The sequence below is a fragment of the Micromonospora sp. NBC_00821 genome (assembly GCF_036347035.1).
GTDB classification, from domain to species: Bacteria; Actinomycetota; Actinomycetes; order Mycobacteriales; family Micromonosporaceae; genus Micromonospora; species Micromonospora hortensis.
In genome coordinates this window covers 4,506,157-4,526,830 of the sequence record NZ_CP108880.1, presented here as the reverse complement: position 1 = coordinate 4,526,830, position 20,674 = coordinate 4,506,157, and the positions used below count along the sequence as shown (strand labels likewise).

General features: G+C 72.4%; 14 protein-coding genes. 8 read left to right on the top strand and 6 right to left on the bottom strand.

Annotated features, from left to right (window positions below; translation table 11 throughout):
• Positions 1 to 3: 3 nt before the first annotated feature.
• The 5 genes from OHB44_RS20670 to OHB44_RS20650 all read left to right on the top strand — a co-directional run bounded on the left by OHB44_RS20670 (position 4) and on the right by OHB44_RS20650 (position 5,045).
• A complete protein-coding gene (locus OHB44_RS20670; protein WP_330437917.1) occupies positions 4 to 1,710 on the top strand; it encodes an ABC transporter ATP-binding protein in 1,707 nt (568 codons plus the stop codon).
• A complete protein-coding gene (locus OHB44_RS20665) occupies positions 1,707 to 3,533 on the top strand; it encodes an ABC transporter ATP-binding protein (RefSeq protein ID WP_330437916.1) in 1,827 nt (608 codons plus the stop codon). The genes OHB44_RS20670 and OHB44_RS20665 overlap by 4 nt, the downstream gene beginning before the upstream one ends.
• A 170-nt stretch (positions 3,534 to 3,703) precedes the next feature.
• Positions 3,704 to 4,282, top strand: coding sequence for a sigma-70 family RNA polymerase sigma factor (locus OHB44_RS20660; RefSeq protein ID WP_238683950.1), 579 nt, complete (start codon positions 3,704 to 3,706; stop codon positions 4,280 to 4,282).
• Positions 4,283 to 4,351: 69 nt separating this feature from the next.
• Positions 4,352 to 4,573, top strand: coding sequence for a hypothetical protein (locus OHB44_RS20655; protein WP_330437915.1), 222 nt, complete (start codon positions 4,352 to 4,354; stop codon positions 4,571 to 4,573).
• A 10-nt stretch (positions 4,574 to 4,583) separates the two neighbouring features.
• Positions 4,584 to 5,045 carry a hypothetical protein gene (locus OHB44_RS20650; RefSeq protein ID WP_330437914.1) on the top strand — a complete coding sequence of 154 codons (462 nt, stop codon included), beginning with the start codon at positions 4,584 to 4,586 and terminating at the stop codon, positions 5,043 to 5,045.
• Positions 5,046 to 5,131: 86 nt separating this feature from the next.
• Here OHB44_RS20650 and OHB44_RS20645 read toward each other — a convergent pair whose 3' ends face one another.
• Positions 5,132 to 10,594, bottom strand: a complete 5,463-nt coding sequence (locus tag OHB44_RS20645; RefSeq protein WP_330437913.1) for an ATP-binding protein — start codon at positions 10,592 to 10,594, stop codon at positions 5,132 to 5,134.
• An 875-nt stretch (positions 10,595 to 11,469) separates the two neighbouring features.
• On the opposite strand from OHB44_RS20645, the gene OHB44_RS20640 reads away from it, so the two are divergent.
• Positions 11,470 to 12,567 carry a winged helix DNA-binding domain-containing protein gene (locus tag OHB44_RS20640; RefSeq protein ID WP_330437912.1) on the top strand — a complete coding sequence of 366 codons (1,098 nt, stop codon included), beginning with the start codon at positions 11,470 to 11,472 and terminating at the stop codon, positions 12,565 to 12,567.
• A 105-nt stretch (positions 12,568 to 12,672) separates the two neighbouring features.
• Here OHB44_RS20640 and OHB44_RS20635 read toward each other — a convergent pair whose 3' ends face one another.
• From OHB44_RS20635 to OHB44_RS20620, 4 genes are all read right to left on the bottom strand, one after another.
• Complete coding sequence (locus tag OHB44_RS20635; protein WP_238683946.1) at positions 12,673 to 13,470, bottom strand: SAM-dependent methyltransferase; 798 nt, start codon at positions 13,468 to 13,470, stop codon at positions 12,673 to 12,675.
• 129 nt (positions 13,471 to 13,599) lie between these two features.
• Entirely contained in the window at positions 13,600 to 14,244 is a 645-nt protein-coding gene (locus OHB44_RS20630; RefSeq protein WP_238684378.1) for a response regulator, read from the bottom strand.
• 8 nt (positions 14,245 to 14,252) lie between these two features.
• A complete protein-coding gene (locus tag OHB44_RS20625; protein WP_330437911.1) occupies positions 14,253 to 15,548 on the bottom strand; it encodes a sensor histidine kinase in 1,296 nt (431 codons plus the stop codon).
• Between the two features lie 42 nt (positions 15,549 to 15,590).
• The gene (locus tag OHB44_RS20620) at positions 15,591 to 17,627 is read right to left on the bottom strand and encodes a serine hydrolase domain-containing protein (protein ID WP_330437910.1); all 2,037 of its coding nucleotides are present in this window, start codon (positions 17,625 to 17,627) and stop codon (positions 15,591 to 15,593) included.
• 250 nt (positions 17,628 to 17,877) lie between these two features.
• On the opposite strand from OHB44_RS20620, the gene OHB44_RS20615 reads away from it, so the two are divergent.
• Complete coding sequence (locus OHB44_RS20615; RefSeq protein WP_238683943.1) at positions 17,878 to 18,591, top strand: hypothetical protein; 714 nt, start codon at positions 17,878 to 17,880, stop codon at positions 18,589 to 18,591.
• On the opposite strand, the gene OHB44_RS20610 is transcribed toward OHB44_RS20615, so the two are convergent.
• Positions 18,588 to 19,952 (bottom strand): serine/threonine-protein kinase, encoded by a 1,365-nt coding sequence (locus OHB44_RS20610; RefSeq protein WP_330437909.1) that lies wholly within the window; start codon positions 19,950 to 19,952, stop codon positions 18,588 to 18,590. The genes OHB44_RS20615 and OHB44_RS20610 overlap by 4 nt on opposite strands.
• Before the next feature lie 56 nt (positions 19,953 to 20,008).
• Between OHB44_RS20610 and OHB44_RS20605 the strand changes: the two genes are divergently transcribed.
• Complete coding sequence (locus OHB44_RS20605; RefSeq protein ID WP_330437908.1) at positions 20,009 to 20,557, top strand: RNA polymerase sigma factor; 549 nt, start codon at positions 20,009 to 20,011, stop codon at positions 20,555 to 20,557.
• The last annotated feature ends 117 nt before the right edge of the window (positions 20,558 to 20,674 follow it).

Below are 20,674 nucleotides of genomic sequence, written 5' to 3'. Positions count from 1 at the left end.
AGCATGACAGTCGCCGAGACCACCGGTGGTGTGGTGCTCCGTCGCGCGCTGCGTCGACAGCGCGCCCGGGTGGCCGCCGGCATCGCGCTGCTCTGCACCCACCAGGCCACCGAAGCCCTCGTCCCGGTGGCCATCGGCGTGGTCATCGACCGTGCGGTGGCCACCGGGGACGTCAGCGCCCTGCTGCTCTCGCTGGCCGGCCTGGCCGCCCTGTTCACAGTGCTCGCCTTCGCCTACCGGGCCGGCGCACGACTGGCGTTCGCCGCCGTCGAACACGAGGCGCACGCCACCCGGGTCGAGATCGTCCGCAGCGCCCTCGACCCGCGCGGACGCCGGTCGGGCATGCGCGACGGCGAACTGCTGTCGGTGACGGCCTCCGACGCCGAGCTGTCCGCGCTCGTCGTGCGGGTCGCGGGACTCACCGCCGCGGCACTCACCGCCATCGTGGTCGCGGCCGTCGCGCTGCTCGTCGTCGACGTCCCTCTCGGCCTCGGGGTGCTCATCGGCGTACCCCTGCTGGTCGTCGCCCTCCAACGGATGGCGCCGCTGCTCACCCGGCGCAGCACGTCGCAGCAGGAGGCGCTCGCCGCCACGACCGCCCTCGCCGTCGACCTCGTCAGCGGCCTGCGCGTGCTGCGCGGCATCGGCGCGCAGGACCACGCCGCCCGCCGGTACGCGAGAGCCAGCCGCCACGCGCTCGACGTCACCCTGCGCGCCGCCACCACAAAGGGTCTGCACCTCGGACTCACCACCACTGTCAACGGCCTCTTCCTCGCGACGGTCGCCGGAGTCGCCGGGTGGCTCGCGCTTCAGGGCCGGCTCACCATCGGCGAGCTCGTCGCAGTGGTCGGGCTGGCCCAGTTCATCGCCGAGCCGGTGCAGACGCTCGGGTACTGCGTCCAGTTGTTCGCCATGGCCCGAGCCTCCGCCGGGCGGGTCGCCCGGGTCCTCGGCGCCGCGCCGATCGTCCAGCCGGGCGACGCCGGGCCGCCCGCACCGAGCCCGTCCCGGCTCGCCCTCGACGGCGTCTCGTACGCGGGCCTCGACGACGTCAGCCTGCGCGTTCGCGCCGGTGAGATCCTGGGCGTGCTCGCCTACGACCCGAGCGAGGGCGAGGCGCTGGTCGCTCTGCTGGCCGGCCGCGTGCCGCGCGCGGACCATCGGGGCACGGTCCGTGTCGACGGCGTACCCGCCGACGAGCTGCACATCGACGCCGCGCGTGCCGTGGTCCTGGTCGAACAGCACGACGTGGCGCTGTTCGAGGGGACGCTGCGCGCCAACCTCAGCGCCGGCGCCTCCGTCGACGACGAGGTGCTGCGCGCCGCCGTACGGGCTGCCGCGGCCGAGGACGTGCTCGCCGCGCACCCGCACGGGTTCGACCGTCTGCTCACCGAACGCGGCGCGAACCTCTCCGGTGGCCAGCGGCAGCGGATCGGGCTGGCGAGGGCGCTGGTCGCCGACCCGCCGGTGCTGGTGCTGCACAACCCCACCACGGCTGTCGACGCGGTGACCGAGGGGTTGCTCGCGACCAGGCTGGCCGAGGCTCGCGGGACGGGCTCTCGCGGCACGGTGCTGATCACCACCAGCCCGGCGCTGCTGCGGGTCACCGACAGGGTCGCGGTGATCGACCGGGGACGGGTCGTCGCCGAGGGTCCGCACGTGCGGTTGCTCGCCAGCGATGCCCGCTACCGGGAGGAAACCCTGCGATGACGTCCGAGCCGATCACCCGGCACCTGCTGCCGACGGCCACCGGCCGGCAGACCTGGGCCGCCCTCCGTACCGAGCTGGCCCTCCTGCCAGGGCTCAGCGCCGTCGCCGGCACGCTGCTGATCGCCGCCGCCGCGACCGGGCTGGTCGCCCCCTGGGTCCTCGGGCGCCTCGTCGACGACGTCATCGCCGGGACCGACACACCTCGGGTGATCGCCTGGGCCGCCGTGATCGCGGGCGCCGCCGTGCTCGCGGGGCTCCTCACCGCGGTCGGAGCGGCGGTCGCCGCACGTCTCGGCGAGACGGTGCTGGCCCGACTCCGGGAGCGGGTCCTCGACCGGGCCCTGCACCTGCCCTCGGCCACCCTGGAGCGGGCCGGAACCGGGGACCTGGTGGCCCGTGCCGGCGACGACGTGGCGGTGGTGACGAATGTGATCGCCACCAGCGGCCCCGCCTTCCTCGGCGCGCTGCTGTCCGTCGTGCTGACCGCGGCGGGGCTCTTCGCGCTCGACTGGCGGCTCGGCATCGCCGGGTTGGTCGCCGCCCCGGCGTACGCGGTGGCGCTGCGCTGGTACCTGAAGCGGTCGGTGCCGTACTACGCCCGCGAGCGGGTGGCGACGGGCGAGCGCGCGCAGGCGACGGCCGAGGCGCTGCGGGGCGCGGCGACAGTGCGCGCCTACCGGATGGAGGACGCCCACGTCGCACGGATCGCGGAGTGCTCCGGCGTCGCCCGCGACCTGTCGCTGGAGATCTTCGGTCTCTACACCCGCTTCGGGCTGCGCATCAACCGCTCCGAGTTCGTGGGGCTCGCCGCCGTGCTGCTCGCCGGCTTCCTGCTGGTACGCGGTGACCTGGCCACCGTCGGCGCCGCCACCACTGCCGCCCTCTACTTCCACCGCCTCTTCAACCCCATCGGCCTGCTGCTGTTCGAGTCGGACTCGGTGTTGCAGGCCGGGGCAAGTCTGGCTCGACTCGTCGGGGTCACCACCCTGCCGGACACCGCGGCCCCCTCCGGCACCGAGCCCACCCGCCACGATCGGGGCGTACCGGCGGCACTGGAGGTGACCGTCGGGCAGCACCGCTACGACGACGGGCCGGTGGTGCTGCGGAACATCAGCCTGCGTCTCGCCCCCGGGGAGCGCGTCGCCCTGGTCGGCGCGAGCGGTGCGGGCAAGAGCACCCTCGCCGGCATCATCGCCGGCATCATCGCGCCCACCGACGGTGCGGTCACCCTGCGCGGCGTGCCGCTGACCCAACTCGGCGAGCACCGCCTCCGTCGGGAGATCGCCCTGATCAGTCAGGAGGTGCACGTCTTCGCCGGCCCGCTCGCCGACGACCTGCGCCTCGCCGACCCGGACGCCACCGACGCCGAGATCGCCACCGCCCTCGACCTCGTCGGCGCCACCGAGTGGGTGCGGACCCTGCCGGACGGCCTCGCCACGGCGGTGGGGGAGGGTGGGCGACAACTCACCTCGGCCCAGGCCCAGCAGCTCGCACTGGCCCGCCTCATCCTCGCCGATCCGGCCGTCGCGGTCCTCGACGAGGCCACCGCCGAGGCGGGCAGCGCCGGCGCACGCGACCTCGACCGCGCCGCCGTGGCGGCCACCGAGGGTCGTACCACGCTGATCGTCGCCCACCGACTCAGCCAGGCGGCCACCGCGGACCGCATCGTCGTCCTCGACCAGGGGCGCGTCGCCGAACACGGCACGCACGCCGAACTGCTCGGTGCCGGGGGCGGGTACAGCCAGCTGTGGCGCTCGTGGAGCATGCCCGACCCCGTGGTCCCGCGAGAACGCGAGAGCGCGGACCAGCCCGTACCGAGCTGAGCGGCACCGGTTCCCGTCACCTCGAACATGCGCGAGATCAGTCGAACGGGGGAACCTCGGGAACTTTTCCGGACCGGCCGGCGACCACCAGAGTGCGCGGCCGACCGGCGGCGTTCCGACGACGGCATCTCGGCATGAAGGAGCGCCCGTGGCACACAGGACGGTGGTCTGTGCGGAACGGCGTCGCTGACGACGACCAGGTGACCCGGTGGGCGCGGGAGGCGGGCCGGGGTGACCGGCAGGCCGCCACGGCGTTCGTCAGGGCACTGCAGGACCAGGTCTGGCGGTTCCTGTCGCACCTGGCCGGGCCGGGCGAGGCCGACGACCTGACCCAGGAGACGTTCCTGCGGGCAATTCGCAACCTGCCCGGCTTCGCCGGCCGCTCGTCGGCCCGTACCTGGGTCTTCACCATCGCCCGGCGTGTTGCCGTGGACCATGTCCGGACGGCGGTGGCCCGGCCGAGGCTGGCGTCGGTTCCGGACTGGCAGGCGGCGGCCGAGGCCGCCGGCGCGATCACCGCCGGTGCCGACGAGGGCGTGACCCTGCACCAGTTGATCGCCGGACTGACCCCGGAGCGCCGTGAGGCGTTCGTCGCCACCCAGGTGCTCGGCCTGTCCTACGCCGAGGCGGCGGACGTCTGCCAGTGCCCCGTCGGCACGATCCGTTCCCGGGTCGCCCGAGCGCGCGAGGATCTCGTCGGCGCCTGGCAGGCCGACAGCGACCCGGGCCACGGGCGACGAACCGGCTGAGGGTGGATCGCCGCGCTGTTCGACAGCGGGTACGCCTCGTTCTACAGGGGACTTCAGGGCGTCGGTGGGGTGGCCCGCGCCCTCCCTGACCCACCACAGACGCCCCTGTTCCACGTCCACCTCCCCATCGGCCCGGACGCCGCGATGCGGGCCGCCGACGCCCTGCTCGCCGCCAACGGGGTGAAGCTGTTCGGCCGCGTACGCTCCGCGCCGGCTCCGGACCGGTGCTCGTCTGCGGGCGGCCCTCCCCGTTCGGTCAGCGGAATGGACGGGGCGTACCGGGCTTCCTAAGATCACGCCGGTGAACACCGAACCCCTCAACGTCGCCGGCGTAGCTGGCCCGATAGTCATCGCCACCAAGGCATTCTTTGGCCACCCTGCCGTCACCGTCGGCGGAGTGCCGGCCCCCAGGACGGGCAGACGGTACTCGTTGCCCGCGGTGGACGGTGGTCTCGTCCAGGCCACGGTCCGCAACGTTCTCGCCGACCCGTACCCGACCGTTGAGGTCAACGGTGTCAAGCACCGGACCGGGCCCTCCATGCCGATCTTCCTGCGCATCCTGGTTATGCTGCCGATCCTGCTGTTCACCGTCGGCGGCATCCTGGGCGCGCTGGTAGGGGCGTTGGGCGTCTGGGCGAACCTGACGGTTGCCCACACCCGGATGACAACCGCCGTCAAGGCGCTCGCCATGGTCGGTATCGGTATCGGCACTGTCATCGTCTGGCTCGCCGTCGCCGTCGCGCTGAACGTGGCGCTCAGCTAGACCGCCAAGCACCTCACCCCCCACAACGGTCAGCACCACCGGTCGTCGACCGGTGGCGCTGACGTGGTGCTGGCGTTCCGGCCGCTCTACCCCAGGCGGGCCTCGATGGTCTCGATGATGCGCGGACGCAGCTCGGCGGCGCGGATGACGGCGTCCACCGAGCCGACCTCGACGGCGCGGTGGATGTTGTGCACCCGGTCGAACTCCGCGGCCACCTCGCTGAGTTTCTCCGCGCGCACCGACGAGCGCAGCTCGTCGAGTTCCGCTGTCAGCGCGGCGCGTTCGGTGCCGGCCGAGGCGGCGGTGCGGGCCTCCAGGTCCCGCACCCGCGGGTCGGCAGCAGTACGAGCGTTGACGTCGGCGGAGAACACCACAGCGGCGGCGGGTGCGCCACCGAGCACCGAGGCGAACGAGCCCTCCAACGCCAGCACCGTCATGTTCGGGTTCAGCGCCTTCGAGAACACCACGAACGCACCACCGTGGTAGCGCGAGATCACGCAGAAGACGATGGGCCCCCGGAAGTTCACGATCGCCCGGCCGATCTCGGCACCGTACTCGAGTTGCAGCTTGCGCATCGACTCCGGTGAGCCGTCGAAGCCGGACAGGTTCGCCAGCACGACGAGCGGCCGGTTGCCGCTGGCCGCGTTGATCGCCCGCGCGGCCTTCTTCGACGAGCGGGGGAACAGCGTGCCCGCCGTGTAGGTGTCCGGACCGTCGGTGGGCGGGAAGCCGTGCCGGGGCACCGACCGGGACTCGATGCCGAGCAGGCAGACCGGAATGCCACCGAGGTGGACGTCCTGCACGACAGCGGTGTCAGCGTCCGCCATGCCGGCCCAGCGCTCCAGCACCGGGTGGTCCTGGTCGGAGAGGGCCCGCATCACCGTTCGGATGTCGAACGGCTTCTTGCGGTCCGGGTTGGACTCGACGGAGAAGATCTCCCCGACGGTGGCGAAGGAGCTGCCCGCGACGTCGTGCGGGAAGCCGGAGATGTCGCGGTCGGCCGGGTCGGTGGTGACCGCCCGCCGGGGCGCGTCCTCGCCGGGCGCGACGTACGTGTGGTCGTAGTGCGCCATCACCACGTCCCGTGCGGCCGTCAGGTTCGGCGCCCAGTACTGCGCCTGCCCGTTCGGCCCCATCACCCGGTCGTAGCCGCCGATGCCGAAGTTGTCCTCAGCCGACACGCCACCGGAGAAGTCGAGCGACTGCTTGCCGGTGAGCACCATCGCCGAGTCGGGCGTCATCACCAGGATGCCCTTGGTGTGCATGAGCATCGTCGCCTCGGCGTTCCAGTACGGCTGCGCGCCGACGTTGATGCCCGCGACCACGATGTTGATCTCACCGCCGGCCTGGGTGAACTCGACGATCCGCTTGAGTGCGGCGGCCACCCAGTCCATGTTCTCCGTGCCGGAGGTCATCGAGATCCGGGCCCCGGCGGACAACGCCCACCACTCCAGCGGCACCTGCATCCGCTCGGCCAGGTCCAGTGCGGCGATCACGCGCCGGCACTCCGGCTCCGACAGGGCGCCCAGCGACTTCGTCGGGTCGCCGAGCAACACCACCCGGGTGACACCCTGCGGGTAGCGCTCGGTCGGCGTCGTCACGACCCCGGCGACGATGGCGGCGCTGTTGCGCCCCTTCGGCCGGTCCACCGGCACCAACACGTGGTCGTCGTCGAGGTCGTGCTCGACGAAGTCACCGAGGCGGCCGGTCAGCTCGTACGGATACACGGTGTTGCGGCTGCTGGCCCGCAGCACCTTGAGCCGGTACTCGTCGAGCGGCTCGATCGGCTCGACCGGCGGCTCCCCGACGGCCAGTTCGGCGCCGCCCGCGGCGTCGAACGAGATCCGTACGGCGATCTTGGTCAGCTCGCCGGTCCGGCGGTCGCGCTGGCGCGCGATGAACAGGATCTCCTCCAGGCCGGCGCCCGCGGTCGTCGGGCGGACCCGCCCGGCGATCATCTCCATCTCCTCGCGGGTCAGCTCGCTCGGCGGCCACACGTAGACCACGATGCGGTTGGTGTTGAAGCGCGTCTTCGACGGCCGCCGCGACTGGGCGCGGCGGATCGAGTCGAGGCAGGTGGCGATGGCGTCCTCGGCCGTCGGCAGCGCGACCAGGCGGCCGTCCTGCTCGCGAAGCTCGGTCAGGTCACGCACCTGCGCGAACGCGACGAGGCGCTCGTCGGCCCGGTTCTCCCGCGCCACGCACTGGAAGAGGTAGACCTCCTCGTCCGACGATGGCAGCCGGGTCAGGTCGAACTTGTGCAGCCGCTCCAGCTGCATCCGCTGCGCGATGTACGGGTGCAGCCCACGGATCAGACGGTCCTCGGTCAACTGGGCGCCCGACGGGCGGAAGGTGAAGTGGTGGTGCATGACCGCCCCGCCGCGACCCGCGACGGTGGTGGTGACCCTTCGGACCTGGGGCGGCAGCGGGTGCGCGGCGATGACCTCGGCCAGCGCGGCAGCCATCGCGTCGAAGTCCTCCGGCTGGTTCTCCCAGCCGAGGTAGATGTCGGCGTCCACGGCCTCCTCGCCGGTGGCCAGCTCGGCCAGCCCGCGCAGGGCGCTGCCCAGCGCGTCGAAGCTGACCGCGGCGGAGACCACGCTGGAGTCGGCGCGCTCGGCGACCACGAACGTGCAGCCCGCGACCTCGCGGGTGCGCACGCTGGTGAGCGACCGGTTGCCGTAGTAGCGCCGGGTCAGCACCTCCAACATGACCGCGTTGTCGAGGTGGTCGCGGACGAGCCGCTGACCGAGCAGCCGGACCAGCGGCTCGGTGCTGCGCACCATCTCGGCGATGCGCTCGGCGCGGTCCGGCGCGTCCGGGTGCGCGTCGAGGTGCCGCAGGTGCCCACGGACCTCGGCGTAGACGCGGGCGCGGTTGCGGCGCAGCAGCGGCTGGGCGAACCAGGCGAACACCACGCCGCGGGCGAGGTCCGCGACCGCTGGGAAGCGGACCTGCGTCGCGGCGATCAGCCGCTCCAGCGCGAGGCCGGCCGGCTCGCGCAGCGTCTCGTCCGGCGGGGTCTCGCGCAGCCACGCGCGCAGCAGCGCCGCGATGACCTGCGCGTCAGCGGAGGCGCGCTGCTGGGCGAGGAAGATCCGGAAGACGGCGGCTTCGAGGGCGGGGGTGCGGTCCAGGTCGGTGACGCCGTACCGGCCGAGGGCCTTGCCGAGCCTCGTCTGGAAGGCGTCCGGCAGCCCGGCCCGCTCGACGTCGAGGCTCTGCAGGTAGGTGTGGAAGTACTCCCGGGCGCTGTGCACGTGCGCGGCGCCGCCGTCCTCGCCCGTCGGCCGGTTGCGGCTCAGTTCGGCGAGATCGGCGAACACCTCGATGAGGTCGAGTTCGGCGGCCAGGGGCCGCTGGCCGGCTTCGGTGGCCGTCCGTCGCGCGGTGAGGTAGTCGTCGAGCACCCGGCGGTCGTCGTGCGGGTCGACGTCGAAGCCGAGCAGCAGACCCCGCAGGTCCTCCTGACCGCGCCGGCTGCGCTCGTACGCCGGGATGTCCGCGGCGGCGGTGGGCAGGTCCAGTTCGACGGTCTCGGTGCTCGGGTCGTCAGGGGTCTCCTCGGCGTCGTCGGCGAGCGGCTCCAGGCGCAGCAGCGGCGAACCGGCCTCCACCTGGCTGCCCACCGACACGGCGCACTCCTTGAGCCGCGCCTTGAACGGCGCCCGCAACACCGTCTCCATCTTCATCGCTTCGAGCACCAGCACCGGCGCGCCCGCCTCGACCTCCGCGCCGACCTCCAGCGGCGTGGCGACGACCAGCGCGGGCATCGGGGAGCGCAGGACGCCACCCTCGTCCCGGCTGACCCGGTGCGTCACTCCATCGACCTCGACCAGGTGGGTCGGCCCGTACGTGCCGGTGAGCAGGCGGTAGCGGATGCCGTTGACGACGATCTGACCGGTGTGCCGGTCGAAGCGGTCGAGCTCGACGTCGGCGGTGCGCACGACGGGGCCGGTCTCGATGCCGACCCGGAACCGGTGCGCGCCGACCCGCGCCACCCGGGTGCGGTAGCCGACGCCGCGCAGCTTGAGGTCCAACGGTCGGCCGCTGGCGTGCTGCACCTGTGGGCGCCCGCCGGCCGCCGTCGACAGCAGCCGCTGCCGTTCGACGCGCTCCTCCTCCTCGTACGCCTCGATGGCGGCGGCGGCCAGGGCGACAGCGGAGTGGCGGTGGGTGACGAGGCGGCCCTCGCCGCGGACGCGGTCGATCCAGCCGGTGTCCGCGCTGGCGTCGATCACCTCGGGCTGGTCGAGCAGGTCGAGCACGAAGCTCTTGTTCGTCGCCCCACCTTCGATGATCACCGTGGTGTTCGCCATCGCCCGGCGCAGCCTGCCGAGCGCCTCGTCGCGGTCACGGCCGTACGCGATGATCTTCGCGATCATCGAGTCGAAGTCGGCGGGGATGGTGTCACCCTCGCTGACGCCGGTGTCCACCCGGATGCCGGGGCCGCTGGGCAGGTCCAGCCGGGCGATGCGGCCGGGGGACGGGGCGAAGTCGCGGTCGGGGTCCTCGGCGTTGAGCCGCGCCTCGATGGCGTGCCCGCGCTCGGCCGGCGGCGCACCTTCGAGTCGCCCGCCGGCGGCGACGTGCAGCTGCGCCTTGACCAGGTCGAACCCGGTGGTCAGCTCGGTGATCGGGTGCTCGACCTGGAGGCGGGTGTTGACCTCGAGGAACGCGAACAACCGGTCCCCGGGGTGGTAGAGGAACTCGACGGTCGCCGCGCCTCGGTAACCGACAGCCACGGCCAGCCGCTCCGCCGACGTCTTCAGCTCGGCGGCCTGCGCCGGGTCGAGCACCGGCGACGCCGACTCCTCGATGACCTTCTGGTTGCGTCGTTGCACGGAGCAGTCGCGGACGCCGAGCGCCCACGCGGTGCCCTGTCCGTCGGCGATCACCTGGACCTCGACGTGCCGGGCCCCGGTGACGAGGCGCTCCAGGAACACGATGCCGCTGCCGAACGCCCGTGCCGCCTCCTGGCTGGTGCGGTCGTACGCGTCGACCAGCTCGGCCTCGTTCCTGATCACGCGGATGCCGCGCCCGCCGCCGCCGGCGGTCGCCTTCAGCATCAGCGGGTAGCCGACCTCGGCTGCCGAGGCCTTGGCGGCGGCGAGGGTCTCGACGGCGCCGCGGCTCCACGGCGCGACCGGCACGCCGACCTCCTCGGCGATCAGCTTCGAGCCGATCTTGTCGCCGAGTTGGCGCATGGCGTCCGCGCTCGGCCCGACGAAGGTGACGCCGATCTTCTCGCACAGCTCGGCGAACGCCGGATCCTCGGCGACGAAGCCCCAGCCGACCCACGCGGCGTCGGCACCGGTCTCGGTCAGGGCGCGCTCCAGCACCGCCAGGTTGAGGTACGGGCGTGCGGACGCCGGGCCGAGATCGTAGGCGATGTCCGCTTCGCGAACGAATGTGGCGCTTCGGTCGACATCGGTGTAGAGGGCCACGGTTTCGAGCTGGATGCCGGTCTCCGCGGCCAGCTCGCGGACCGCGTGGATGAGCCGCATGGCGGCTTCACCACGGTTGACGATGGCGACACGGTTGAACACCCGAAAAACCCCTTAGCTAGACCTCGACCTGCGCGCCGGGAGACGACGGCTCCCAGCAGTGATCACCTTTCCGCGTGGCGGCGGCCAGCGCTATGGCGCAACCACCGAACCCACCGTCCCTCAGTTGTAGGAAATGCACAAAACTTTTTGGCACACCGGAAGACGTACCGACCCGATCTGGCACTCCGACAGTTGATCAAGGCGGTGCGGGCGGTTCACGTCCGCAGCCTCCCGAGTTGATCCCCGGGTGATCGGCTGACCAGGAAGATCATCGCCGGTCCGGTCAACGCTGGCCCGGCTCGACCATCCCGGACCAGGTCAGGAACGCACCAGGGAAGGAGCGGCAAGGAGGTCACCGCACCTCGTACGCCCACGTCTGGCGCTGCTGCTCGCGGCGGGACTCACCACGCTCGTCACGCCGGCCGGCGTCGCCCACGCGGCGAGGGCCACGGTACCCGCGACGGGTGCCCCGATCACCATCACCGCGACCGCGCGGCTCGCCCCTGGCGTCACGTACGGCTCGTTCGAGGTGGCCACGCCCCGGGACGTCACCCTCGGTCACCCGCTCACCGGCGACCTGAAGAAGGACAAGGTCTCCCTCGACCTGCTGCACCCCGAAGCGGCGGCGGATCGAGCACTGTCGCCGTCCGCGAGCCGGGCCAGACCGCGGCCACCGCCCGCAACAGCCGGTCCGACGGTACGGAGCGTCTGGTCACCAACGGCATCGGGATCGTCGTGGGCAAGCACCGATCGGTGTACGCACCCGAATTCGCCCCGTCCGCTGCCCCGGACGGGGCGAGTTCGCTCAGCCGAGACGGTCGGGCACCCGGACTGTCGGCCCCAGCTCAGATAATGACGCCGGCCGAAGGGACCCGATGACAGTTCTCGACACCAGGGCGCTCAACCGCGCGACGCTCGCCCGGCAGTTGCTGCTCGACCGCGCCGACCTGCCGCCGCTCGACGCCGTGGCCCACCTCGGTGGCCTGCAGGCCCAGGAGCCGCAGGAGCCGTTCATCGGGCTGTGGTCGCGGCTGCGCGCGTTCGACCCGACGGTGCTCTCCACCCTGCTGACCCAGCGACACGTGGTGCGTACCCACCTCATGCGCCGCACCGTCCACCTGCTCGTCGCCGACGACCTCGTGGCCTGGCGCAACCGTCACGACGCCATGCTGCGCCAACGCGTGCTCGGGGTCTACCGCGGCGAGCTCGACGGGGTGGACCTCGACGACCTCGCCGCTGCCGCGCGGGCGGTGGTGGCCGACGGTGAGCCCCGCTCGATGCCCGAGATCGGGCGGGCGCTCGCCGAGCGCTGGCCGACGCCGGGGCCGCGGGTGCTGGGCGAGATAGCTGTCGCGCTGCTCCCGATGACACAGGTGCCGCCGCGCGGGCTCTGGCGGACGACGGGGGGCGCGCGCTACGTCCTGCTCTCCGCGTGGCTCGACCGGGAGATCGCCCCGTCGACCGCGGCGGGCACCGATCCGGTCGGCCAACTGCTCGTCCGCCGCTATCTGGCCGCGTTCGGCCCGGCGGCCACTGCCGACCTGCGGGCCTGGTGCGGCCTCGCCGGGCTGCCCGCTGCGGTGACCGCCATGCGGGACGAGTTGGTGACCTTCCGCGACGAGCGTGGCCGGAAGCTGATCGACCTCCCCGACGCGCCGCGCCCCGACCCGGAGACACCCGCCCCGGTGCGGTTCCTGCCGGCGTTCGACAATGCGATCCTCGGCTACGACGACCGCAGCCGGATCATCGACGACGCGCACCGTCTCCTCTCGGTGGCCGGCGAGCGCGTGGTGCTCGTCGACGGCCGGGTCGCCGCGACCTGGACGGTCGAGTCGGAAACGGTGACCGTCAACCCCCTACGCGGCTTCTCCCGAGCTGACCGGGCCGCCGTGACCGAGCAGGGGCAGGCCCTGGCGTCCTTCCTCTCCGACAACGAGAGCGACCGGGTGCGGGTCGGTTCGTCTCCCCGCTGAGGGCCGACGCAATCGGTGCCCGACGGCCTGACCCTACGTGCGCGCGGTGAACGACGTCCGCCCCGCTCCGGCGCGATGGCGGGAGCGGGGCGGACGTCGTGTCGGTCAGGGCTTGCGGGCCACAGCGCCGTAGGCGTCGATCCCGACGGCGTCGGGCTCCTCCGGTCGCCACAGCGGGATCGGCACCAGGCCCGGCTCCACCATCGCCAGCCCGTCGAAGCAGCTCTCGAGCTCCTCCGGGCTGCGCAGGATGTACGGAACCCCGCCGCTCTGCGCCAGCCGCTCGGCACCCGAGACCACCGCCGGGCTGGTGTTGGTGCCGTCCCAGAGCACGAGGTGTGAGCCGGACGGCACCGCGTCCATCGTGCGCCCGACGATCGAGCGCACCACGTCCAGGTCGGGCTCGTAGCCCATCACGCCCATGTACATCACGGCGATGGGCTGGTCGAAGTCGAGCGTCTGCGCCGCCTCGGCGAGGATCTTCTCCGGGTCGTGGTAGTCGGCCGGGACGTAGGTGGTGACACCCTCCGACGTCGTGCTGGCCAGCAGTGCCCGCGCGTGCACCAGCACCATCGGGTCGTTGTCCACGTAGACGATCCGCGAGTCGGGCGCGACGCCCTGGGCGACCGCGTGCGTGTTCTGCATGGTGGGCAGGCCGGTGCCGATGTCCAGGAACTGCCGGATGCCCGCCTCGGCCGCGAGGTGACGCACGGCCCGCACCAGGAACACGCGCGACTGCTGCGCCATCAGGACGATCTCCGGGTAGACCTCGGCGACAGCGTCGCCGGCCGCCCGGTCGGACTGGAAGTTGTCCTTGCCGCCCATCCAGTAGTTCCAGATCCGTGCCGCGTGCGGCACGTCGGGCTGAAGCTTCGCGGCGAGTTCGGGGTCCGGGCCAACCATGCCTGGCTCCTATCGAGGGGTCGTCAGCTGGAGGTCACCACAGCGGTACGCCCGGGATCGTACTCCGGCAATGTCCACTCTCGACCAGGGGTGGACCTACCGTCGCCAGGCAGGGGATCAGGGTCGCTGTCATCGGTGGACCACCCCGTTCTGGTACGCCCACACGACGGTCTGCAGCCGATCTCGCGCACCGATCTTGGCCATGGCCCGCCCGAGGTGCGACTTGACGGTGCTGGTCTCGATGAAGAGCCGCTCGGCGATCTCGACGTTCGACAGGCCCTGCGCGAGCAGCTCCACGATCTCGGTCTCCCGCGCGGTCAGCTGGTGCGCCGCCGCCGCGTCCGATCGGGGAGCGGGCGTACGCCTGGCGAACTCCGAGATCACCCGACGGGTGACGGTCTGGTCGACGAGCCCGTACCCGCTCGCCAGGCGACGGATCGCCTCGATCAGCTCCTCGGGCTCACAGTCCTTGAGGATGAAGCCGCTGGCGCCGGACTCCAACGCGCCGAAGACGTACTCGTCGAGGTCGAAGGTCGTCACGACCAGGACCGCCGGTGGCGTTCCGGTCGCCTCGGCGACGATCTGCCGGGTCGCGGTGAGCCCGTCGCCGTGCGGCATCCGGACGTCCATGCAGATGACGTCCGGTTGCAGCCGGCGGGCCAGTTCCACCGCGGCGGACCCGCTCGACGCCTCCGCGACGACCTCGATCTCGCCGGACTGCTCCAGGATGACGCGGAAACCGGCCCGGACGACGGCCTGGTCGTCGACGAGCATCACTCTGATCACGCGGGGGCCTCTTCCTTCGGACGGGACGCGGCGGGGCCGTTCGTCGGGAGTGTCGCGGCGACCGACCAGCCGCCGGCCGCCGTCGGGCCGGCGGTGAACGTCGCCCCGATCAGCTGGGCGCGCTCACGCATGCCCACCAGGCCGACGCCACCGGTCCGAGCCGCCGGTACGCGTCGCGGCGCGACGGGTTCGTTCACCACCTCCAGCGACACCGAGCGGGGCTCGAAGCGGAGCACCACCCGTGCTGCGGCACCCGGGGCGTGCTGGCGGGCGTTGCTGAGCGACTCCTGCGCGATCCGGTAGAGCGCGACGTCGGCGATCGGTGGCACCTCGCGTTGCTCGCCCTCCCGGACGAACTCCACCGGGCCGGCGAGGCTGCCCGCGGTGCGGACGAGGTCGTCGAGCATGCCCAGCCCCGGCACCGGGGCGGCACCGTCGCCGCCCTCGTGCCCGGGCCTGCCGCGCAGCACACCGACGACCAGCCGCAGGTTGTCCAGGGTCTCCTTGCCCTGGCTGCGGATCCAGGCCACACCGGCCTTCGCGGCCGCCGGGTCCCGGTCGATCAGCCGCTCGACCGCCGCCGCCTGCACGACCATGCCGGAGAGGTGGTGCGCGGCCACGTCGTGCAACTCCCGGGCCATCCGGGAACGCTCCGCGCCGATCGCCGCCTGGACCTTCGTGCGCTGCTCCCGGACCGCCTCGTCCGCCCGCACCCGGACCAGCTCCACGTAGCGCCGGTAGGTGGCCACGTAGCCGCCGACGAACGTCGCGCTGGCGTAGGTCAGGGCGCTCGCCGAGACGTACGCGACGGCCGTCAGCAGATCCGGGGTCACCACGACGGCCGCCCCGGTCGACTCCACCACCACGACCGCGCTGACGGCCAGCAGCGCACGGCGAACCGGCAGCAACGACCCGACGGTGTACGCCACGACGAACGGTGCGAGGCCCCGGATGGTCGCCTCGGGCAGGGAGAAGCCGATGATGGGCAGTTGGAGGCCGACGACGAGCGCGAGGCAGAGCAGGGGCCGGACCCGACGCAGGCACAGCAGCATCGCCTGCGCGCAGCAGATGGCGACGAGCAGCCAGGCCCGCGCCGGGTCGAACGACACCCCGTCCTCCGGTGCCACGAACCAGAACAGCGAGGTGAGCAGTACGAACGTCAGGACGGTCAGCACCGCGGCCAGCAGGCAGTCCCGGGGGAACACTCCGGTCACCCCGAGCCGGGTGAGCCGGGCGTCGAGCCACTTCGTCAGTCGTCGTGTGCCGAAATCGGTGTCCGTGTGGTCCCTCATGGGGTGCGCATCCTTGCTCCGGATCGTCCCGGGTCGGGCGGGTCAGTAGGAGATGCTAGGCGCGAGCAGGTGGAACTCCACGGCGAACCAGCCCGCGCCGGCGAGAGCCAACAGGATCAGGCCGCTGCCGGTGATCCGCCGCCAGCCGACGTGGCGTCGCACGTCGTCGACCAGCCGGACCGCGGCGGGCAGCACTCCGAGCAGTCCGACCAGTTGCAGCACCTGAATGGTGCGCAGGACGGGCCCGGGAACGTCCTGCAGGCTCATGATGCTGCCGATGCTCAGCACCCAACCGGCGAACGCGAGCAGCGTGCCGGCTACGGCGAGGCGGCTCAGGATCCGCGCGGTGCGCCCCGCCCGCTCCCGGGGAGCGCGGCCCAGTCGACGGCGGACGATCGCGCCGACCGGCCAGGACAGGACGGTGAGCAGCAGCACGACTGTCGACAGGGCCAGCACCGGAACGGCCACCATGGAGGCGCGGGCCGGCTCGACGGGCAGCAACGCGAACGCGGAGTCGAAACTGATCGCCTCGACCCGGTCGTCGGTCGCCCGCATGGCGATCGTGCGCTGCCCGCCGACCTCGCGCCAGACCCAGGGCGCCACCTCCTCGTAGAGGGCGGGGGAGTCCGACAGTGGGCCCGGCTCCACCAGCAACCGGTCACCGTCGGCGACGCTGACAGTGGTCCGACCGACCAGGCCGATCGCCGTCAGGAAGTTGCTCTGAATCGCTCGCGAGGACTCGTACGTGCCGGCGGCCAGCGCGGCGTGCGTGGCGGTGGTCGCCGGGTCCACGCCGGCGGTCGGCTGGTCGTCGCGGGCGGGGAAGTAGCGGTCGGCGAAGCCGTTCATGATCGACTCGCGAAGCTCGTGGCTGTCGAGGGCGCCGGAGCCGTTGCTGTTGAGGGACAGGAAGATGCCGGCCCGGTCGTCGGGGTAGATCTGCAGGTGGGAGTGGAAGTACTTGGTGTCGCCGCCGTGGCCGAGGATTCGGTGGCCGTTACGGTCCTCGGCGAAGAATCCGAGGGTCATCCGGGGCCCGTCGGTCAGCGTGCCCAGCGACGTCGCGTCGAGTGCCGGCCGCTGCATCAGCTCACGGGTCGGCTGGTCCAGCAGGGGCGCGAAGCCCACCGGCTCGCCGAGCTGGGCGAGCATGAATCGCGCCATGTCCGTCGCCGGGGCGCTCAGCGCGCCGGGCGGGGGCGTACCGACGATCTCGAACGGCGCGGCGGGCCCGGCGGAGGTGTCGTACCCGTTGGACATCCGGTCGCGCAGCGCCGCCGGGAGGGGCTGCGCGAAGGTCGACGACGGCATGCCGGCGCGGTCCAGGACGTTGCGTTGGACGTACTCCTCGAAGCGCGTCCCGCTGACGCGTTCGACGATGTAGCCGGCGAGCGCGTTGCTGTAGTTGGAGTACGCGGGGACGGTGCCGGGCTGGTAGATCTGCTCCGGTGGGTCGGTCATCAGGGCCCTGCGGAGGTTGAGGTCGCCGCCGTCGGTGCCGATGAGGCCGGCGATCCGCTCCTCGAAGCCGGCGGTGTGCGTCAGCAGGTGCCGCAGTGTGACGGCCCGCTCGTAGCGCAGCGGCAGTTCGAAGTCGAGGTACGTCGTGACGTCGGTGTCGAGGTCGAGCTTCCCGCTCTGCACGAGTTGCAGCACCGCGGTGGCGGTGACGAGCTTCGACACCGATCCCATCCGGAACAGGTGCCGGTCCGGGTCGACAGGTACGGCACCGTTGCCGCCGTCACCGGTGTCGGCGTACCCGTACCCCCGGGCTGTGAGGATCTTGCCGTTGTTCACGACGGCGACAGTGGCCCCGGCGATGTCGGTACGGTCGAGCGCGGCCGGCAACAGGCCGTCGAGCCAGGCGTTGACGTCGGTGTCGGTCAGGGCGGAACCCGTCCCGCTCGCCACGGCGGGCGCCGCCGGAGCATCGATGTGCGGTGCGGGGTTGTGCTGCGGCGCGCCGCAGCCGGCGGCGCCCACGGCGAGGACGACAGCGGTCGCCAGCACCGCGCCGAGTCGGACGACCGGCCGGGCGGGTCGGGGTGAACCGGGGGCGGGAAGGGGAAGAGAGCGCATCGTCTGCCGGTGCCTTTCCTGGCGAACGGGTGTCCGGAGCAGGTCCGTACGGCGTCACCCGATGCCTTGGGACAAGCCTGTTCGAGTGATCGCCCCGAGCCATCTGGCGCGAGACGGCAATGCGCCTACGACTTGAGGAGGAGGGGCGGGTGCGCCGATGGTGGGCAGAGGTGTCGCCCCGGTCGCGTGAACCACCGCCCGTACCGGTGCATCAAACCCTGTGACAGACCCCGTGGAGGAAGGACCACCCATGCGCGGCAACCTGCTCGTCGGTGCGATGCTCACCCTTACGTTCGTCGCCGGTTGCACGTCACCGGTGAAACGGGTCGGCGGCGACGCCGGGCCCGCCGGCTCCCCGTCCACCAGCGCGAGCCCGCCGAGCCCGTCGGCGTCGAGCGCTCCGGCGACCGGCAGCGCGGGCCCGAGTGCTCCGGCCACCCGCAGCGCCACCCCGGGCGCCCCGACCACCCGCACCTCCCGCCCGGCCGCTCCGGTGAGCGAGATCAGGCGGACCGACTGGCCCAACGCTGTCATCCGCGGTCTGAGATTCTGCGGTGAGTCCGACACGGTGAAGTTCCGGAACGGGTCGAACGGCCTCGACATCCCCTGCCGAATCCTGCCCGGTGGCGCGCGACCGGTGTACGCCGACTTCATCACCGAGGAGCCGGTGAGTCTGCCGTCGACCGAGGACGCGCTCGTCCTCGTCGAACTGGGCAACTCCGACGCCGCGCGGCGGCAGGCCCTCGTGCCGGTTCAGCTCGACTACACCGGCCGAGAGCGGTGGGCGCAGCCGGTCATCCTGGGGGACGATTCCAGTCCGAGCGATGACCGGGTCATGACGTTTCTGTCGTACCGCGTCTTGGGAGACAACAGGGTGCAGGCCACCGTCCGCAAGCTCGATGGCGGCACTGAGACACGCCGGTGGCGCACCATCGACTACGCCGGCAACTGGGAACGGTACTAGCGTTGCGCGACCATCGAGCCGTTCACCCGCAGCGTGCCGAGGATCTCGTCGGTGCGGTCGACGCCGTCGGTCTGCTTGACCTGGACGTACACGCCGAAGGTGCCGGTGGCCGCGACCAGGGTGACCTCGCTGAACGACGTCCGCGCGCCACCGCATCGCGACCAGTGCCGGACGGTCCCACCGAACGCGGCGACGGTGACCGCCCGGCCTGCGGCGGGTGTGCATCCGCTGTGATCGGGCAGCGCAGGTTGCTCCGCTCCGCGCAGCCCGGGGCTCACTCCCACGAAGACCCCCGGTGTCGCGCTGTCGACATCGGACCAGTCGGCGAGGTCGGCTCCGACGAGCAGACCGGGGCCGCGCCCGTCGGCGAGGCCGATCACCGCCGGGTCCCAGCCGCCGTCGCGCAGTTGCCGCGCCCAGCCGTCGGGAACGGCCACCGAGACGGCGCCGGTCGTGTCGCCGACCCGGGTCCAGCCGTGCGGCGCGGTGGTCGCGGTGGCGGATCCGGCCATGACCAGCGTCGCGGTCACGGTGCCGACGGCGGCGAGGAACCGGCGGATGCGCCGCGGCGGCGGGCGGGCCGCCAACTGCCGGCTGGCGAGCAGACCCTCCAACGCGGCGGCGTACGCGGCCGCTGTGGGCCAGCGGCGGTCCGGATCGCGATGCAGGGCCCGGCGGACGGCGCGCTCGACGGCGGCGGGTGCGCGGGGTGCCGCCGTCACCGGCTGCCCGGGCGGCGAACCGGTCAACATGTGGTGCGTCAGCGCGCCGATCGCGAACACGTCGGCGCGCACGTCGATCCCTCCGCCGGGGACGAACTGCTCGGGCGCCATGTAGGCGGGCGTGCCGGCGACCACTGTGAACCCGGACGCGTGCGCGAGCGTCTTGGCCAACCCCAGGTCGGCGACCAACACCCGGTCGCCGGCCGGGCTGGTGTCGAACAGCACGTTGGACGGTTTGAGGTCGCGGTGCAGCACACCGCTGTCGTGCAGGATCGACACCGCCCTGGCGATGTCGGCGGCGATCCGCAGCGCCGAGCGCACCGGCATCGGCCCGCCGCTCAGCCGGTCGGCGAGCGTGCCACCGGCGGCGTACGTCATCACCAGGTACGGCCGGCCGTCGGGCAACTCACCGATGTCCAACACCCGGACCAGGTGATCGGAGTCGACCTGCCGCATGAACCGGGCCTCCTGGCGGAAGCGCCCCCGGATGTCGGCCCGCTGCGACCAGTTGTCGGCGAGCACCTTCACTGCCACCGGCGAGTGCAGCTCGTCGTCGTACGCCAGCCACACGGTGGCGAACGCACCGGCGCCGACGGGGCGCGCGATGCGGTACCGGCCAACCTGCGGCGGGATGGACACGATCGTATTATCCGGCGACCGGGACTCCGGTGACGCCCACGAGCGGGGGAGCGCGGGTGGCGAAGGAATCTGACACCGAGGAGCTGGCGAGGCGGGCGGCGGCCGGCGACAGCCTCGCACTCGACGCGCTGCTGGCCGCGATCGGTCCACGGGTGCTGGAGCAGTGCGGGCGGTTCCTGCCCTGTCGGCAGGACGCGGAGGAGGCGGCGCAGGACGCGTTGTTGCAGGTGGCCCGGCACATCCAACGGTTCGAGGGGCGGTCGCTCTTCTCCACCTGGTTGCACACGGTGGTCGCCAACTGCGCCCGCCAGACCTACCGGTCACTGCGGCGACGAGCGGCCGAGCGGCCCAGCACGCTGCTGCCCGTCGAGGTGGCCGACCCCCGTACGACGAGCGTCATCGCCGGATCGCGCCTCGATCTGCTGGACGCGCTGGACCGGCTGGAGGCGCACCGGCCGGAGCTGGCGACGGCCCTCGTGCTCCGCGACCTGTGTCAGCTCGACTATCAGGAGATCGCCGGGCAGTTGGGCATCCCGATCGGCACGCTGAAGTCCCGGATCCATCACGCCCGTCGGTACGTCCGGGAGGCGTTGGGGAGTAGTTGAGCGATGCGTACGCCGATCCGTGGTTTTGCCCCCGATCGGCGGACATCGTTTGACATGTGTGGCGATCGCATCTTTGATGGTCGATGTGTCTGTTCGGCGTGGTCGGGCGCTTGGTCG

Coding starts and splice junctions, on each gene's coding strand:
- OHB44_RS20670 (WP_330437917.1), top strand. CDS start 4: ATGACAGTCGCCGAGACCACCGGTGGTGTGGTGCTCCGTCGCGCGCTG.
- OHB44_RS20665 (WP_330437916.1), top strand. CDS start 1,707: ATGACGTCCGAGCCGATCACCCGGCACCTGCTGCCGACGGCCACCGGC.
- OHB44_RS20640 (WP_330437912.1), top strand. CDS start 11,470: ATGACAGTTCTCGACACCAGGGCGCTCAACCGCGCGACGCTCGCCCGG.
- OHB44_RS20635 (WP_238683946.1), bottom strand. CDS start 13,470: ATGGTTGGCCCGGACCCCGAACTCGCCGCGAAGCTTCAGCCCGACGTG.
- OHB44_RS20630 (WP_238684378.1), bottom strand. CDS start 14,244: ATGCTCGTCGACGACCAGGCCGTCGTCCGGGCCGGTTTCCGCGTCATC.
- OHB44_RS20625 (WP_330437911.1), bottom strand. CDS start 15,548: ATGAGGGACCACACGGACACCGATTTCGGCACACGACGACTGACGAAG.
- OHB44_RS20620 (WP_330437910.1), bottom strand. CDS start 17,627: ATGCGCTCTCTTCCCCTTCCCGCCCCCGGTTCACCCCGACCCGCCCGG.
- OHB44_RS20615 (WP_238683943.1), top strand. CDS start 17,878: ATGCGCGGCAACCTGCTCGTCGGTGCGATGCTCACCCTTACGTTCGTC.